Below are 13,983 nucleotides of genomic sequence, written 5' to 3'. Positions count from 1 at the left end.
CGCTCGCGCCGGTGGGGAGGGCGGCGTGAGCGAGGTAGGCGGCGCACCGGTCCCTGAGCCGTATCTCAGCTATGAGGAGTTCGGGCGGCGCTTCTTCGAGTACGCCGTCTCCGAGCAGCGCATCCTCGGCGCCTTCGACCAGTTGACCGGCGCCGCTTTCGATTTCGGCCCGATCGGAGTCGGTCCGGCGAAGTTGGCCAAGGCCAGCGCGCAGGTGCGACTCGGGCAGGCGCAGGTGCGCCGCGAGGTCGAGGACGTGATCTCGTTCCAGTTGAAGATCCCGCTCAACGTGGACATGCTCATCGATCTGGCGCTGGACCGGCATCGGTTCGAGGTCGACGGCAACATCCATCTGCATCTGACCGTGCGCGCCGCCGCGCCGCTGCGGGTGCTCATCGACATCGCCACCCCGCGCTCGAGCGACGTCCGGATCAACGTCGCCACCGCCACCATGCGCGGTCAGCTGCTGCGCATCCTCGCCAGCGTCGATCACGAGATCCGGCGTTTCATTGCCCGCTATATCGCCAAAGAGATCGACAAACCGCACATTGCCGCGGCCCGCGATATCAATGTGGCTAAACGCCTCGACGACGCGTGGAAATTGTAAGCGGGATCACAATTTGCGCAGCCGCAGCCGATTGATGGCGTGGTCGGTGTCCTTACGCAACACGAGCGTCGCGCGTGGCCGGGTGGGCAGAATGTTCTCCACCAGATTCGGCCGGTTGGTGTTGTTCCAGATCTCCTCGGCGGCGTGTGTCGCCTGGTCGTCGGTGAATCCGGCGTAGTGGTGGAAATGCGCGTTCGGGTTCGCGAACGCGGTCTCGCGCAGGGTGAGAAACCTTTGCACGTACCACTTCTCGATGTCCTCGATGCGGGCGTCGACGTAGATCGAGAAGTCGAACAGGTCCGAGACCATCAGCCGCGGACCGGTCTGCAGCACGTTGAGGCCCTCGACGATCAGGATGTCGGGTTGGCGCACGCAGTGGAACTTGTCCGGCACGATGTCGTAGGAGATGTGCGAGTACACCGGCGCGCACACCTCGGCCGCGCCCGATTTCACCTCGGTGACGAATCGCAGCAGCTTGCGGCGGTCGTAGCTCTCCGGAAAACCCTTGCGATGCATGATGCCGCGCCGGGTGAGCTCGGCGGTGGGATACAGGAATCCGTCGGTGGTGATCAGGTCGACCCGCGGATGGTGATCCCAGCGGGCCAGCAACGCCTGCAGCACGCGGGCGGTGGTCGACTTGCCGACCGCGACGCTGCCCGCGACGCCGATCACGAACGGCACCTGGCGGTCGGGGTGGGTCTCGCCGAGGAAGGTGGCGGTCGCGGCGAACAACCGCTGCCGCGCGGCCACCTGGAGGTGGATGAGTCGAGCGAGCGGCAGATAAACCTCGGCCACTTCCTCGAGGTCGATCTGTTCGCCGAGACCGCGCAGGCCCCTCAGTTCTTCCTCAGTGAGCACCAGGGGAGTCGACTTACGCAGAGTTCGCCACTGTTTCCGGTCGAATTCCACATACGGACTCGGCTCGCTCATTCGTGCCACTTACCCGACGCTCCACTTCGGCAAACACGCACACATACCCTGCCGGCTCAGTGAGATTCGGTCTAGCTTTCGCCGCATAGCCGAATTCTGCTCTGCGCCGATATCGCGGGAAAAGCGGGGTACCGGTACCGGTTGGTAACCGGTCGAATGTGGCGCGCGCCGGACGCGCCCGACGGCTAATGTCGGTCGGATGGAAGCGCATCCACTCGTGACCGAGTACCTGCGGCTCGGCTTGGCATTCGACCGGCTGGAAGAGGGGTTCGTCGACGCGTACACCGGTGATCCGGCACTGCGTCGGGACGTGGCGAACGCACCCGCACCGGAGCCGCGTCAGCTGGCGCAGCGGGCGGCCGGCTTGCGGGCCGAGCTGCCCGACGCCGGGCTGACGGCCGAACGCACCGAGTTCCTGGATGTGCACCTGCGTGCGCTGGAATGCTCCGGACGCAAGTTCGCCGGCGACGACATCGGCTTCGTCGACGAGGTGCGCGCCTACTTCGATGTCGACATCGCACCCGCCGACGTCGAGGACTACCGCGACGCGCACCGGCAGATGGACGAGGTTCTCGCGGGTGACGGACCGCTGGCCGAGCGGGTGGCCGCGCACCGCAAGACCGACGAGATCCCGCCCGAGCGACTGCCCGCATGCGTCGAGGCGTTCTCCAGCGCGCTGCGCGAGCTGGTGCGCGAGCGCTACCCGCTGCCCGATCACGAGCACGTCACCTATGAGGTGGTCGGCGACAAGCCGTGGTCCGGCTTCAACTACTACCTCGGCAATTTCCACTCCCGCGTGGCGATCAACTCCGACCTCAAACAGCACATGGCGCACCTGCCGCAGCTGATCGCGCACGAGTCCTACCCCGGTCACCACACCGAGCACTGCCGCAAGGAGGCCGGGCTGGTCGCCGCGGGCCAGGCCGAACAGACACTGTTCCTGGTGAACACGCCGCAGTGCCTGATGGCGGAGGGCCTGGCCGACCTCGCGCTGCGCTCGCTGGTCGGTCCCGGCTGGGGCAAGTGGGCGCAGGAGATCTACGCCGACCTCGGGCTGCGTTTCGACGGCGAACGCGCGGAACGACTTTCGAACGCCTCCGCGAAGCTGCTCAGCGTTCGGCAGGACGCGGCGCTGCTGCTGCACGACCGGCACCGCACCCAGGACGAGGTGGCCGAGTTCCTGCAGACCTGGAGCCTGGTCACGCCCGACCGGGCCCGGCAGTCGCTGCGCTTCCTCTCGTCGCCGCTGTGGCGCGCCTACATCTCCACCTACGTCGAGGGTTATCGCCTGCTCGGCGGCTGGCTGGACCAGGCGGTCGATCCAGGGGAGCGCTCCGACCGCTTCCGCCGGCTGCTCGACGAGCCGCTCACACCGGGCGCGATCCGCCGCGGCTGAGTTCCTGCACAGCTGAGTTCGGCCCCGGGACGGGCCGAACGCGATTCGCACCCGCTGCCGGGCAGTGGCAGCGGGCGCGAATCGGGGAGAGGCGACTGCGCGGCGGTGTGCCGTACGGTGCGATCCACTCCGGCCCGGACCGGCCGGACCACCGCGCACTCGCGGTGGTGTGCCGCCGGCATACCCGGCGGACGCGTGTGTCCTACTGGATGACCGAGCAGGACGTACCCGCCGACAGGCTGCACATCATGGTGGAGAGCTGGCGGAGCAGCCCTTCGATGGGGTTGGACGGAACTGCGACGAAGGCAAGCATGCTGACTCCTCGACGAACGGACTATGCACCCGGTTAACCGATCGAAAGTGCTTGTCCCGTTACCTTTCCGAGTGACCCGAATTGTTGTGCCCCTATAGATCGGGGGTACCTCGTGCGGAGTGTCCAGCGTCGAAACGGTCAGGCGGCGGTGAAGGTGATGCGCACCGAAATCGGGTCGCTCTCCAGCGCTTTCATGGTCCACTCGGCGGCGGATTCGGGGACGCGGCCGGTGGCGAAGCTGCGCGCGCGGGCGACCACATCGTCGTCGGGCACGAAGGCGGCGGTGCCGGTGTACCAGCGTTTTCCTTGGCGCAGGCGGACTTTGGGGTCGGCGACGATATTGCGCGCCCAGCCGGAGCGGCGGCCGTGCTGGGAGATGAGCCAGGCGCCGTCGGCGTCGATCGAGACGGTCACCGGAACTCGGCGCGGCTGACCGGTTTTCGCTCCGGTGGTCTCCAGCTCGGCGAGCATGGCGGACCGGATGCCGATGCGCTCGAGCAGACTTACGGCTGGATTGGCGAGGTAGCGGCCGAGCAGTCGCTCCCGGCGGAACTTTCGGACGGCTGCACTCGGGCTGCGTTCACGCATAGCGGTTCTCCTTGTGTGTCAGCGGTTTCCATTGAAAATGGCGCAGGTGGTGGTGCCGTGCGCGACCAGGCGGCCCTGCTCGTCGACGACGCGACCCTCCGCGGTCGCGGTGGTGCGGCCGAGGTGGATGGTGGTGCCGGTGGCGGTGATGCGCCTGCCGTCGGTCGGCACCGCGCGGATGTAGTTCACCTTCAGCTCCAGCGTCGTGTACCCGACACCGGCCGCCAGCGTGCTGTGCACCGCGCAACCCATCACCGAATCCAGCAGCGACGCGCAGATGCCGCCGTGCGTGGTGCCGAGCGGATTGGCGAAGTCCGGCCTGGTGTGCAGCGCGAAGACCACCTTGCCCTGCTCGATCAGGTCGACCTCCATGCCGAGCAGATCGCCGATGAACGGCGGCCGCTGCGGCATGGTCATCGCGGTCCGCAGCAGCTCGAGGCCGGACAGTTGGGCGAGGTCGAGGGTGGTTTCCGACATGATGCAATCCTTTCGGTGAACCGATCGGTCCACATCTGTCATGATTGGAGCATGAACCGATCGGTTCACGCAACCGTCTCCTGGAAGGAGCCCGGATGAGCGGCCCACGCGCCCGGCTGATCGAGAGCGCGATCCAGCTGGTCTGCGAGCAAGGCGTGCACGCGGCAGGCCTTGCCGCGCTGCTCGACCGCGGCAAGGCGTCGCGCAATTCCCTCTACCAGCACTTTCCCGCGGGCAAGAGCGAGCTGGTTGCGACCGCTACCGCCGTCGCGGGCACCCGGCTCGTGGCGGTGATCGAGAAGATCACCACGAGCCGGCCGGCCGATCAGTGGCTCGAGGCGCTGACCGGCTGGTGGGTCACGGCGCTGGAGTCGAGTGCGTTCCGCACCGGATGCCCGATCGTCGGTGCGGCCCTCGCCGAATCCGAGCCCGACGTGCAGGCCGCCGCGGGCGCCGCCTTCGCCGAATGGCACGAAAAGCTCGGGGCCGCAATGGTGTCCGCTGGTGTCCCGGACACGGAGGCGGCGTCGCTTTCCAGCTTCGTGTTCAGCGCGATCGAGGGCGCGATCATCCAATCCCGCGCGATGAAATCCACCCAACCGCTGCGCGATACCCATCGGCACCTCACGGTCCTGCTAGAGCAGTACCTCCCCGTGCCGCAGTAGCCGCTGTGGCGCCGACGCGCGCGATCGCTCGGCGCGGCGGTGACCTCGCGGGCGGTCGCCGGTCGGTGTAGGGGGGCGAACCCCCTGCTGATAGGCGCACCGGTGGCCCATAGACTGAGGCGGTGACGCAGACGACGGCCTCGGTCAATACTCAATCTCTCGGTGAGCTCGACCCGGAGCTCGCCGCCGCGATGGCGGGTGAGCTCGCCCGCGAGCGCGACACGCTCGAGATGATCGCCTCGGAGAATTTCGTGCCGCGCGCGGTGCTGCAGGCGCAGGGCAGCGTGCTGACGAACAAGTACGCCGAGGGTTACCCGGGCCGACGCTACTACGGCGGCTGCGAGCACGTCGACGTCGTCGAGACCCTCGCCCGCGACCGTGCCAAGGAACTGTTCGGCGCCGAATTCGCCAACGTGCAGCCGCATTCCGGCGCGCAGGCCAACGCCGCGGTGCTGATGGCGCTGATGAACCCGGGCGACAAGCTGCTCGGCCTCGATCTCGCGCACGGCGGTCACCTGACCCACGGCATGCGGCTCAACTTCTCGGGCAAGCTCTACGAGACGCACTTCTACGGGGTCAGCAAGGAAGACCACCGCATCGACATGGACGAGGTGCGCCGCATCGCCGTCCAGACCCAGCCGAAGGTGATCGTGGCGGGTTGGTCGGCCTACCCGCGTCAGCAGGACTTCGCCGCGTTCCGCTCGATCGCCGACGAGGTCGGTGCCTACCTGTGGGTGGACATGGCGCACTTCGCCGGTCTGGTCGCGGCCGGACTGCACCCGTCGCCGGTGCCGCACGCCGACGTGGTGTCCTCGACCGTGCACAAGACCCTGGGTGGACCCCGCTCGGGCCTCATCCTGGCCAAGCAGGACTTCGCGAAGAAGCTCAACAGCGCGGTGTTCCCCGGCCAGCAGGGCGGTCCGCTCATGCACGCCATCGCCGCCAAGGCCGTCGCCTTCAAGATCGCGGCCGGCGCCGAGTTCAAGGAGCGGCAGGAGCGCACCCTCTCCGGTGCGAAGATCCTCGCCGACCGCCTGAGCGCCGCCGATGTGCAGGGCAAGGGCGTCAGCGTGCTCACCGGCGGCACCGACGTGCACCTGGTGCTCGTCGACCTGCGCAACTCCGAGCTCGACGGCCAGCAGGGCGAGGATCTGCTGCACGAAATCGGAATCACCGTGAACCGCAACGCCGTTCCGTTCGACCCGCGCCCGCCGATGGTCACCTCCGGCCTGCGCATCGGCACCGCGGCCCTGGCCACCCGCGGCTTCGGCGACGCCGAGTTCACCGAGGTCGCCGACGTCATCGCGAGCGCCCTGGCCGGCACCTCGGACGTGGACGCCCTGCGCGCCCGCGTCACCAAGCTCGCCCAGAGCGTCCCGCTCTACGACGGCCTTGAGGACTGGCGCCTGCTCGGCTGAGCCACCCCGAACCACCGTGGGCCCGCACCCTCCCTCCGGAGGTGCGGGCAGGTGTCGTCGGCCCGTGTCGTCGGCCCGCGTCGTCGGCGGCCGCACATCCTCTTCGCTTGGGGTGTTGGCCCGCGGTCGTAGGTGGGCCCCGTGTGTCGGCGGGCCCTGGCCTTTGCGCGGTGGGTGTGGGTGCGGTCCTATTGGCGTCGCGGTGGGGGTGTGGGCGTGTCGGCGCGGTTGCCGAGGCGGGCGTGGATAGGGTGCTCGGGCGGGGTTCGGCGGTGCGTGGGGACGACTCGGCGTGGAGGCAACCGGTGGTGAGCAGGCTGGTGGTTCGGGTGGTCTGCGCGCTGCTGCTGGCGGCGAGCACGGTGGGTGTGGCCGGTGCGGAGCCGCCGCAAATCTATGTGTCGCTGGGGGAGTCCGGTGCGGCGGGGCCGTTCATCGCCGACCAGCTCGATCCGCTCGGATGTTTCCGGTCCGATCGCAACTATGCCCATTTGAGCGCCGCGGCCCTCGGGCTCACCCTGCGCGACGCGTCCTGCTCCGGTGCGAAGATCGCCGAGGCGTACGCACCGCAGCCGCTGCTGTTCGGCCAGGCCAACGGCCCGCAACTGGATGCGGTAGGCGCGGACGCCACCATCGTGTCCGTAGATTTCGGCGTCAACGACTTCGTCGGCGACGGTTGGTCCGGCACCGCCTTGGCCACGAAAATCGCTGTGCTGCTGGAGGACATCGCAGCGCGTGCCCCACGCGCCGACATCTTCGTGATGGGCAAGGTCCAACGGGTGCGCGCGGGTGGCTGCTTCCCCGCGCTGCCGATCCCGCCGCCCATGGCCGATCGGCTCGATGCCGCGGTGCGGGAGATCAACGCGCTGCTCGCGGCCGCCGCGGCCGCGCACGGTGCGGTGTTCGTCGACGTCTACCCGGGCAGCGTCGGCCACGACGCGTGCGCCCCGGAGCAGGACCGCTGGTCCGAAGGCCTCGTCCCGAGCGCACCGGCACAACCGTTGCACGCCAACGCCGCCGGGCACCGCTACGAAGCAGATCAGCTCACCGAGGCGATCCGCCAACGTCGTTGACACGAAACACGATCAGCCTTTACCCGGAATCCATTCGGGCTCTGGCTCGGGCGACGGATTCCTCGAGGTAGCGCCGGATGTCGGCGCTGGTGCCCGGCCGAATCATGAGTGCGCGGTTGGCCGGAACCTCGTAGTAGCGGCCGTCGGTGGTGTCGATCCAGCGGAGGCGCCCGGTGCTCAACGGTTCGGCGTTGCGCGGGCCGAGCAGCACCGAGATCATGCCGCGGGTGGTACACGACTGCCGCCAGAACCGTCGATACTTCTCCTTCACCGCGCCGGCGGGCGCGTTGCCGAACGGGTCGGGCCGAGCGTCGTTGAGATCGTCCAGCAGGAAGCTCTTTTCACCGGTGTTGCCCGCGGCCGCGTCGGGGAGCAGCCGCACCAGTTCGTTCGCGAGCTGTTCGGCGCGGCAGCGGCGCAGCTGCACCCGCCCGCCGTCTGGGGCCTGATCCTGCTGCGCGATCACCCCGACGCCGCTGCGGGTGGCGCCGCCGATGGCGCGCAGTTCGATGCCGTCGCGGGTGTTGTCGCAGCCGAACAGCTCGATTCGCCAATCGGGTCGTGCGAGCGCGGTGATGGTGCGCGCCAGCGGGATTCGCTCCTGCCTGGCCAGTTCCTCCCGGAAGCGTTGCTGGTACTGCTGGTATTCGTGGAGGCCGGGGAACCGGCTGGTGAAGCGGAACGGAAAGGGCAGGCGATCGAGGCCGGTCCCGAACCAGGCCGCCGCGAACTGTTCTGCCGACAGCGACCACCGCGACGTCATTCGACCCCGATCACCGGCGGCACCGTGGGCTTCACCTCGCCGAGTAATTCCTTCGCGTGCTCTTCGGTCCGTAGGTAGCCGGGCGCCTTGTGCTCGTCGTCGCCGTCGCGGCGCGGACGGAGGCTCGGCGGGACCATGCCGGAATAGCCTGCCGCGCCGGGCATTCCGGTACGCGCCGGGGCAGCGGCCGGTTGCGCGGTCGCGGCGCCCGGTGTCGTCGACGGTGCGGCGGGACGCGACGTGCCCGGGTCGCTGACCGGGGCTGCCACACCGCTCGGGCGATCGAATGTCGGCGTGCCCGATCTGCCGGGCGTCCCGTCGAGCGCGGCCGAGACCACCGTCGACGGCACGGGTGATGTGCTCGGCAGCGTCGAGGAAGGAACCGCGCTGGAAATAGCGCCGAACGGGCCTGCGCCGGGCGTTGCGGGATTCGACAGCGTGGTGGACGCCGGTGTCGTCGCCGTGGTCGGGTTGGGATTGGTCGAAGCCGACTGCGCGCCAGCGGGTTCCATACTCGGCTCCGCTGCGTCGGAACCGGTCTCGGCCGGTTGCTCGGATGATTCGGTAACGGTGTCGCCGCTGTGCTCGGTCGACGTGCCGGAACCGGACGGGGTGGAACTGTCGTCGTCCGAGGCCTGGCCGGGGCCGGTACCGGTATCGCTGCCCGTGCCCGTGCCCGTGCCCGTGCCCGTGCCCGTGCCCGTGCCCGTGCCCGTACCGGTGCCTGGTGGCGGCGCGGCGACCGGGTTGATCGGCGGCGGCAATGTCGGAATGGCCGGGGCGGTGGTGCCGTACGGCTGGATGTACTGCGTGGTCATGTCGTCGCGAGCCTGCTCCTCGCTCGCGTTGCGCAGTTCCGGCCCGCGCGGATTCGTCGCCGTCTCCACCAGATCAGGCACCGCGATCTTGAATTTCGCGGCCGCACCGGCAGCTTGGGACAGCGGCGTGCTCTGCGCGTGCAACGACTCACCGAACTCGCCGACCCGTGCCGCGTACTCGCGGATGCCGCGCACCACCTGCTCGGCCGCCGCACCCTCCCAATGCTGTTCGACCGCCTGCTTGATCGCGGTCTCGAACCGATGCCCCGCGTCCGTCACCGCGGTGGCCATCTTCGCCCAGGCGTCACGCGCACCGGCCACCCCGTCGGGGTTCATCTCGTCGGCCGCCTGCTTGATCTCGGCGTGCGTAAAGCTTTGCGCGTTCTCGGGATTGGTGATCGCGCGGCCGTCGGTCTGTTTCATGCTCGCTCCCCCGTAGGGTGGTTCAGCTGCCCTCCGGCAGCAATGGTGCGACTGCTTGGGCGATTTCGGTGGTGATTTCGCAAGCACCCAGGTGCTTGTTCGCCGGTGTCTGCGGCACGTTGGTGAGGATGTAGAGCGATCCGGACCGCATCTCGACATTGATGGAGCATCCGCCCGGTATGTCGGGCCGTGCCTCATACCGCAGGGCCTTGCGCGGGCCCGTCGCGATCTCGCTGGCCGCCGGGAACTTCTCCCGCACCTCGGCGAGCGTGCCGGTGGTGGTCTCCACCACGAACCCGTAACCCGCCTTGGCGACGTAGCGGCAACCTTGCCACGTGACGCCAGCGGCACTGTCCTGCTTGGGCTCCGGCGGCTTGGCATCCCATTGATGGGCGGCCAGGATCTGCGGCGTCAACGCCGAGCACGGATCGAACGCCGTGTGCGGGTTCGTTGCGGCCGTGGTTGTCGCGGCCGCTGATGGGGTCGATGGTGCGTCGGTTGTCGTTGTGCCACCGGCCTTTTCGCCGACGCAACCGGTAACGAGTAGTAACCCGGCCGCTGTTGCCGCGAAACCGATTCGCGGAGTGGACTTTCTATAGCGGCCGAAGCTCATGCCCCGAGCTCCCGCAGCTTGGCGGCGAACCCGGCGTCGACGCGTGCATAGGTGTCGCGCATCGCGGTGAACATGGTTTGGATCTCTTGGGCCACCGCGATGTAGTCGGTGAGGGTGTCGAAGGCGTTGTTGGGTCCGCCTAAGGCCTTGTCGCGGAACATGCCGACCAGCTCGATGGCGGAGGACAGACGCGGATTGCCTTCGCCAAGACCCCAATACTGCCGCTCGCCGATCTCACGGGCATCGGTTTGTACCGCGACGAGCGCATCGATCAGCTCTTGGCACGCCTTGTCCATATCGACGAACCCCTGCGGATCCATCCGCACCTGTAGTGCCCCGGACTTCGCATCCTCGATGTATCCCGGAAACGGGCTGTCCACCATCACCGTCTCCTTTCGTCAGTGCCTTTGACCCTATAGACGCGCCTCGCCCGACATCGGTTCCATCGAAACACAGCCGATTCGCCGCTGTCCCGGGATCGCGGCGGGACCGTCGCGTACCGGTCGCCCTGGAACCTGCGGTGGGTGCGATCCGAAGTGCGCCAGCCGGTTTCAGTTGATCTCGGGGACGCCGACGAGGGCGGGGTAGTCCCGCAGGTCGATGTCGTTGGCGGCGTTGTCGGCGTACCTGGTCATCAGGGTGAACAGCCGCGATCCGAGGAACCAGTTGCGCAGTCGGATGCCGCGTGCGGTCTTCGGCGCGAGGAATCTGCCCGCGTTGCTGTTGCCCGCGATCTTGGCGTAGCGCCGCATGATCTCGTCGTAGCGTGCGAAGGCCACCGCGTAATCGCCACCGGCGAGGGCGAGTTCGCCCGCGAGGACGTACGCGCCGACCACGGCGAGCCCGGTGCCGAAGCCGGCCAAGGTGTTTCCGTAGGCCGCGTCGCCGAGCAGGGCTACTCGACCCTTGGTGTAGCGGCCCTTCATGCGGACCTGGCTGAGCGAGTCGAGGTAGAAGTCGTCGAAGTCGTTCATCTCGTCGAGCATCCGCGGTACTTGCCAGCGCACGTCGGCGTACACCGATTCGATGATCCGCCGCTGGGCGGCGTCGTCGCGCGAGTAGTCGAGCTCGGGCGAGGCGAACATGTAGAGCTGCTGTGCCTTGGCGCCACCGGTGATCGCCAGCTTGCCCGGTGCGTTGTGGCCGTAGCCGATCGCGCGTTCGCGCGGGCCGCTGCGCTCGGCGCTCCACGGGCTCGCACCCGCGACGCAGTAGTAATAGCCGAGGTATTCGACGTAGTCCTGTTCCGGTCCGAACGCGAGCCCGCGTACTCGGGAGTGGATGCCGTCCGCGCCGAAGACGAGGTCGAAGGTGCGCGCGGGCCCGTGCTCGAATTCGACGTGCACGCCGTCGGGCAGTTCGGTGAGCGCGCTGATCGAGTCGCCGAACAGGTATTCGCAGTGTTCGGCGGTGCGCTTGTACATCACCTCGGCGAGGTCGCCGCGCAGGATTTCCAGGTCGCCGCCGGTGAAGTCGCCGGACATCACGGCGAGGCGGTTGCCGTCGTCGTCGACGAACACGGTGTCGGTGGTGCCGGTCCGGCGTTCCTCGAGGTCGGCGCGGATGCCCATCCGTTCCAGCACGGTGAAGTGGGTGCGGCCCTTGAAATCGACGGCCTGGCCGCCTGGCCGCAACGCCGGGGCGCGTTCGACCACGGTGACGTCGAAGCCGTAGCGGTGCAGCCAGTAGGCGAGGGCGGGCCCGGCGATGCTGGCGCCGGAGATGAGGACGGACTTGTTCTGCACGGTTGCTCCCTGTTCCATCTGCGTCTCACGGATTCTGTTTCCGTTGGACGCAGATTAGCGTATGGTAGACACAGTTTTAAAGTCAAGCCGTTTATCGAAGGGATCCGGGCATGCCGACGCCGACCACCGTGGAGTTGCTCTGGGGCATCCAGCAGCGGCCTAAGCGTGGACCGAAACCGGCTCTCTCACTCGCGGGCATCGTGGCCGAGGCGATCGCGATCGCCGACGCCGAAGGCCTCGCGAACCTGTCCATGCAACGGCTGGCCGAAAGCCTCGGCTTCACCAAGATGTCGCTGTATCGATACGTGCCCGGCAAGGAACAGTTGACCGCGCTGATGCTCGACACCGCGCTCGGCGCGCCACCGGAAAGAACTGTGGTGCCGCAGGATTCAGCGTGGCGGACGGCGCTGTCCGACTGGGCCGAGACGCTGTTCGAGCGGTACCGTGCCCACCCGTGGGCGATCGAACTCACCGTCGGCGCGCGCCCCATGGGCCCCAACGAGATGGCATGGATGGAGTCCGCCCTCGCCGCCCTGGCCGATACCGGCTTGACCGCCGCGGAGTGCTTGGACTCCATCGTCTTGCTGGCCGGGCATGTGCGCAGCCTCGTGCAGCAGGTTCCCGTCGTCGACGCGGGCGCGTTCCAGAACCGGATCGCGAGCCAGCTCGCCGAGATGGTCGCCGCCGCGGCCGAGAACTACCCCCGATCGGTAGCCGCGTTCACCGAAGAAGGCGCGGCAGCAGGCGGTGTCGGTGCGCTGCGCTTCGGTATCGGTCGAATCCTCGACGGCCTCGGCGTCCTGATCGGCGCCCGTGCCATGGGCTGATCGGTAGCTGGTCGGCGGCGCGGCGTCGTCCGGCGTATCGATGCCTTTCGCGTAGGGGGAGAAGGGAATTCAGGGTTGAAGTTGGGCGGGAAGCCCTGAAAGATGAGGGCGGGGGGTCAGCCGCTGTGCCGGTTCGCCTTTCACCCATTTGGGGAATGCCATTGCTAGAGAGAGAATTTCAACGTGCTCAGATCCAATAGAGCGGCCGCCACGATGCTGGCGGCGCTCGGTACGGCCGCCGCGACGATCGCGCTCGCCGCACCGCACGCGGGAGCAGTCGTCACGAATATGCATGTCGAGCAGGGACAAAGCTTCGGCAGCTCGGCCGATGCCCGTGGTACCGGCTGCTCGTACCAGGTCACCGTGACCACCGATCCCGGTAGGACGATCGCCATCCTGGACCAGATCGGTGACGACCCGAAGACCGCGGACTACCGGCAGTTCCGGCCGAGCGAGCTCGTCGCGGACGCGTCGGGACTGGCCCGCACCACGTGGACTCCCGACCGTAAGGGCCAGCACCGGATCATCGTGCTAGAGCTCCTGGGTGACGACGACTACGACGTCTATTCGCGCCGCGGCGAAATCCTGGTCGGCACCGGCATCAACCTCGGTCCCGCCTGCGCCGTTCTCCCCTGATCCAGGGCGAACGTCGGGCGACCGGGCCACACGGCACACCGCGCGGTTCTCTTGGAGCCGCGCGGTTTCGTGTGCTAGGGGCCTATGGTCGGACCATGAGCCGGAAACTCGAGTTACAGCAGGATGCGATCACCACGGTGCGGGAGTTCTTCGCCGCGCTCGAGCTCGGCGCGGTCGCCGAGGCCTTGGAGTTGCTGCATCCGGATCTGGTCTGGAAGAACACCACGTTGCCCGATATCAGGGGTGGGCTGGCGCGCAAGATTCTGCGTGGCCTCGACCGTGACGTGTTCGGCTTCGAAGTGCGGATGCATCATATTGCGGCGAACGGGGACATCGTGCTCACCGACCGGACCGATGTGCTGCGGGTGGGGCGGGTACGGGTCGCGTTCTGGGTGGCGGGCACGTTCGAAGTGCGTGACGGCCGAATCATCCTGTGGGACGACCACTTCAGCTGGGAGAACTTCCTGCGCGGCACCGTCGTAGGCATCGCGCGGGCCGCATTGTCGCGCTGATTCACTCTCGAATCCGCGTACTATCGACCGCTTTTCGCCACCGTTCCGCGGATTCGATCATGTCGCGGCCGACGCCGGGCAGGTAGCAGGTCGCGGCCATGCTGATCAACGCCCGATCGGTGCGTTTGCGACATTTGAGCAGCCAGTCGGGGGAAGTAGCTACCCGACCGCGGCTTCGG

General features: G+C 68.0%; 16 protein-coding genes. 8 read left to right on the top strand and 8 right to left on the bottom strand.

Annotated features, from left to right (window positions below; translation table 11 throughout):
• The first annotated feature begins 25 nt into the window (after nucleotides 1-25).
• Nucleotides 26-607, top strand: a complete 582-nt coding sequence (locus F5X71_RS30705; protein WP_167465138.1) for a hypothetical protein — start codon at nucleotides 26-28, stop codon at nucleotides 605-607.
• Nucleotides 608-613: 6 nt separating this feature from the next.
• On the opposite strand, the gene coaA is transcribed toward F5X71_RS30705, so the two are convergent.
• Entirely contained in the window at nucleotides 614-1,546 is a 933-nt protein-coding gene (coaA, locus tag F5X71_RS30700; protein ID WP_167465137.1) for a type I pantothenate kinase, read from the bottom strand.
• Between the two features lie 190 nt (nucleotides 1,547-1,736).
• Here coaA and F5X71_RS30695 point away from each other — a divergent pair, with 190 nt between their 5' ends.
• Nucleotides 1,737-2,933, top strand: coding sequence for a DUF885 domain-containing protein (locus F5X71_RS30695; protein WP_167465136.1), 1,197 nt, complete (start codon nucleotides 1,737-1,739; stop codon nucleotides 2,931-2,933).
• A gap of 451 nt (nucleotides 2,934-3,384) precedes the next feature.
• Here the strand turns inward: F5X71_RS30695 and F5X71_RS30690 are convergent, their stop codons facing one another.
• The gene (locus tag F5X71_RS30690) at nucleotides 3,385-3,834 is read right to left on the bottom strand and encodes a nitroreductase family deazaflavin-dependent oxidoreductase (RefSeq protein WP_167465135.1); all 450 of its coding nucleotides are present in this window, start codon (nucleotides 3,832-3,834) and stop codon (nucleotides 3,385-3,387) included.
• A gap of 18 nt (nucleotides 3,835-3,852) precedes the next feature.
• Nucleotides 3,853-4,311, bottom strand: coding sequence for a PaaI family thioesterase (locus tag F5X71_RS30685; RefSeq protein ID WP_167465134.1), 459 nt, complete (start codon nucleotides 4,309-4,311; stop codon nucleotides 3,853-3,855).
• 95 nt (nucleotides 4,312-4,406) lie between these two features.
• Here F5X71_RS30685 and F5X71_RS30680 point away from each other — a divergent pair, with 95 nt between their 5' ends.
• From F5X71_RS30680 to F5X71_RS30670, 3 genes are all read left to right on the top strand, one after another.
• Nucleotides 4,407-4,976 carry a TetR/AcrR family transcriptional regulator gene (locus F5X71_RS30680; RefSeq protein ID WP_167465133.1) on the top strand — a complete coding sequence of 190 codons (570 nt, stop codon included), beginning with the start codon at nucleotides 4,407-4,409 and terminating at the stop codon, nucleotides 4,974-4,976.
• Between the two features lie 122 nt (nucleotides 4,977-5,098).
• A complete protein-coding gene (gene glyA, locus F5X71_RS30675) occupies nucleotides 5,099-6,394 on the top strand; it encodes a serine hydroxymethyltransferase (RefSeq protein ID WP_167465132.1) in 1,296 nt (431 codons plus the stop codon).
• A 308-nt stretch (nucleotides 6,395-6,702) separates the two neighbouring features.
• Nucleotides 6,703-7,467, top strand: coding sequence for an SGNH/GDSL hydrolase family protein (locus F5X71_RS30670; protein ID WP_167465131.1), 765 nt, complete (start codon nucleotides 6,703-6,705; stop codon nucleotides 7,465-7,467).
• A 19-nt stretch (nucleotides 7,468-7,486) separates the two neighbouring features.
• Here the strand turns inward: F5X71_RS30670 and F5X71_RS30665 are convergent, their stop codons facing one another.
• The 5 genes from F5X71_RS30665 to F5X71_RS30645 all read right to left on the bottom strand — a co-directional run bounded on the left by F5X71_RS30665 (nucleotide 7,487) and on the right by F5X71_RS30645 (nucleotide 11,829).
• On the bottom strand, nucleotides 7,487-8,230 hold the full coding sequence (locus F5X71_RS30665; RefSeq protein ID WP_167465130.1) for an ESX secretion-associated protein EspG: 744 nt from the start codon (nucleotides 8,228-8,230) through the stop codon (nucleotides 7,487-7,489).
• Nucleotides 8,227-9,471, bottom strand: a complete 1,245-nt coding sequence (locus F5X71_RS30660; RefSeq protein ID WP_167465129.1) for a PPE domain-containing protein — start codon at nucleotides 9,469-9,471, stop codon at nucleotides 8,227-8,229. Before F5X71_RS30660 ends, F5X71_RS30665 begins: the two co-directional genes overlap by 4 nt.
• Before the next feature lie 22 nt (nucleotides 9,472-9,493).
• Nucleotides 9,494-10,084 carry a DUF3558 domain-containing protein gene (locus F5X71_RS30655; RefSeq protein WP_167465128.1) on the bottom strand — a complete coding sequence of 197 codons (591 nt, stop codon included), beginning with the start codon at nucleotides 10,082-10,084 and terminating at the stop codon, nucleotides 9,494-9,496.
• Complete coding sequence (locus F5X71_RS30650; RefSeq protein WP_167465127.1) at nucleotides 10,081-10,467, bottom strand: hypothetical protein; 387 nt, start codon at nucleotides 10,465-10,467, stop codon at nucleotides 10,081-10,083. The genes F5X71_RS30655 and F5X71_RS30650 overlap by 4 nt, the downstream gene beginning before the upstream one ends.
• A gap of 168 nt (nucleotides 10,468-10,635) precedes the next feature.
• Nucleotides 10,636-11,829 (bottom strand): FAD-dependent monooxygenase, encoded by a 1,194-nt coding sequence (locus tag F5X71_RS30645; protein ID WP_167465126.1) that lies wholly within the window; start codon nucleotides 11,827-11,829, stop codon nucleotides 10,636-10,638.
• A gap of 110 nt (nucleotides 11,830-11,939) precedes the next feature.
• Between F5X71_RS30645 and F5X71_RS30640 the strand changes: the two genes are divergently transcribed.
• The 3 genes from F5X71_RS30640 (at nucleotide 11,940) to F5X71_RS30630 (ending at nucleotide 13,804) form a co-directional block, all read left to right on the top strand.
• The gene (locus F5X71_RS30640) at nucleotides 11,940-12,656 is read left to right on the top strand and encodes a TetR/AcrR family transcriptional regulator (RefSeq protein ID WP_167465125.1); all 717 of its coding nucleotides are present in this window, start codon (nucleotides 11,940-11,942) and stop codon (nucleotides 12,654-12,656) included.
• Nucleotides 12,657-12,839: 183 nt separating this feature from the next.
• Nucleotides 12,840-13,292, top strand: coding sequence for a hypothetical protein (locus tag F5X71_RS30635; protein ID WP_167465124.1), 453 nt, complete (start codon nucleotides 12,840-12,842; stop codon nucleotides 13,290-13,292).
• 95 nt (nucleotides 13,293-13,387) lie between these two features.
• The gene (locus F5X71_RS30630) at nucleotides 13,388-13,804 is read left to right on the top strand and encodes a limonene-1,2-epoxide hydrolase family protein (RefSeq protein ID WP_167465123.1); all 417 of its coding nucleotides are present in this window, start codon (nucleotides 13,388-13,390) and stop codon (nucleotides 13,802-13,804) included.
• Nucleotides 13,805-13,983: the final 179 nt, after the last annotated feature.

It is taken from the genome of Nocardia brasiliensis (genome assembly GCF_011801125.1).
Classification (GTDB): Bacteria; Actinomycetota; Actinomycetes; order Mycobacteriales; family Mycobacteriaceae; genus Nocardia; species Nocardia brasiliensis_C.
Note: the sequence above shows the minus strand (reverse complement) of the source record. Positions and strands in the feature narration are given on the sequence as shown.

What these genes read in the sequence shown, in the direction of transcription:
- F5X71_RS30655 (WP_167465128.1), bottom strand. Translation starts at nt 10,084, where the DNA reads ATGAGCTTCGGCCGCTATAGAAAGTCCACTCCGCGAATCGGTTTCGCG.
- F5X71_RS30650 (WP_167465127.1), bottom strand. Translation starts at nt 10,467, where the DNA reads ATGGTGGACAGCCCGTTTCCGGGATACATCGAGGATGCGAAGTCCGGG.
- F5X71_RS30695 (WP_167465136.1), top strand. Translation starts at nt 1,737, where the DNA reads ATGGAAGCGCATCCACTCGTGACCGAGTACCTGCGGCTCGGCTTGGCA.
- F5X71_RS30680 (WP_167465133.1), top strand. Translation starts at nt 4,407, where the DNA reads ATGAGCGGCCCACGCGCCCGGCTGATCGAGAGCGCGATCCAGCTGGTC.
- F5X71_RS30640 (WP_167465125.1), top strand. Translation starts at nt 11,940, where the DNA reads ATGCCGACGCCGACCACCGTGGAGTTGCTCTGGGGCATCCAGCAGCGG.
- F5X71_RS30665 (WP_167465130.1), bottom strand. Translation starts at nt 8,230, where the DNA reads ATGACGTCGCGGTGGTCGCTGTCGGCAGAACAGTTCGCGGCGGCCTGG.
- F5X71_RS30660 (WP_167465129.1), bottom strand. Translation starts at nt 9,471, where the DNA reads ATGAAACAGACCGACGGCCGCGCGATCACCAATCCCGAGAACGCGCAA.
- F5X71_RS30690 (WP_167465135.1), bottom strand. Translation starts at nt 3,834, where the DNA reads ATGCGTGAACGCAGCCCGAGTGCAGCCGTCCGAAAGTTCCGCCGGGAG.
- F5X71_RS30685 (WP_167465134.1), bottom strand. Translation starts at nt 4,311, where the DNA reads ATGTCGGAAACCACCCTCGACCTCGCCCAACTGTCCGGCCTCGAGCTG.
- F5X71_RS30630 (WP_167465123.1), top strand. Translation starts at nt 13,388, where the DNA reads ATGAGCCGGAAACTCGAGTTACAGCAGGATGCGATCACCACGGTGCGG.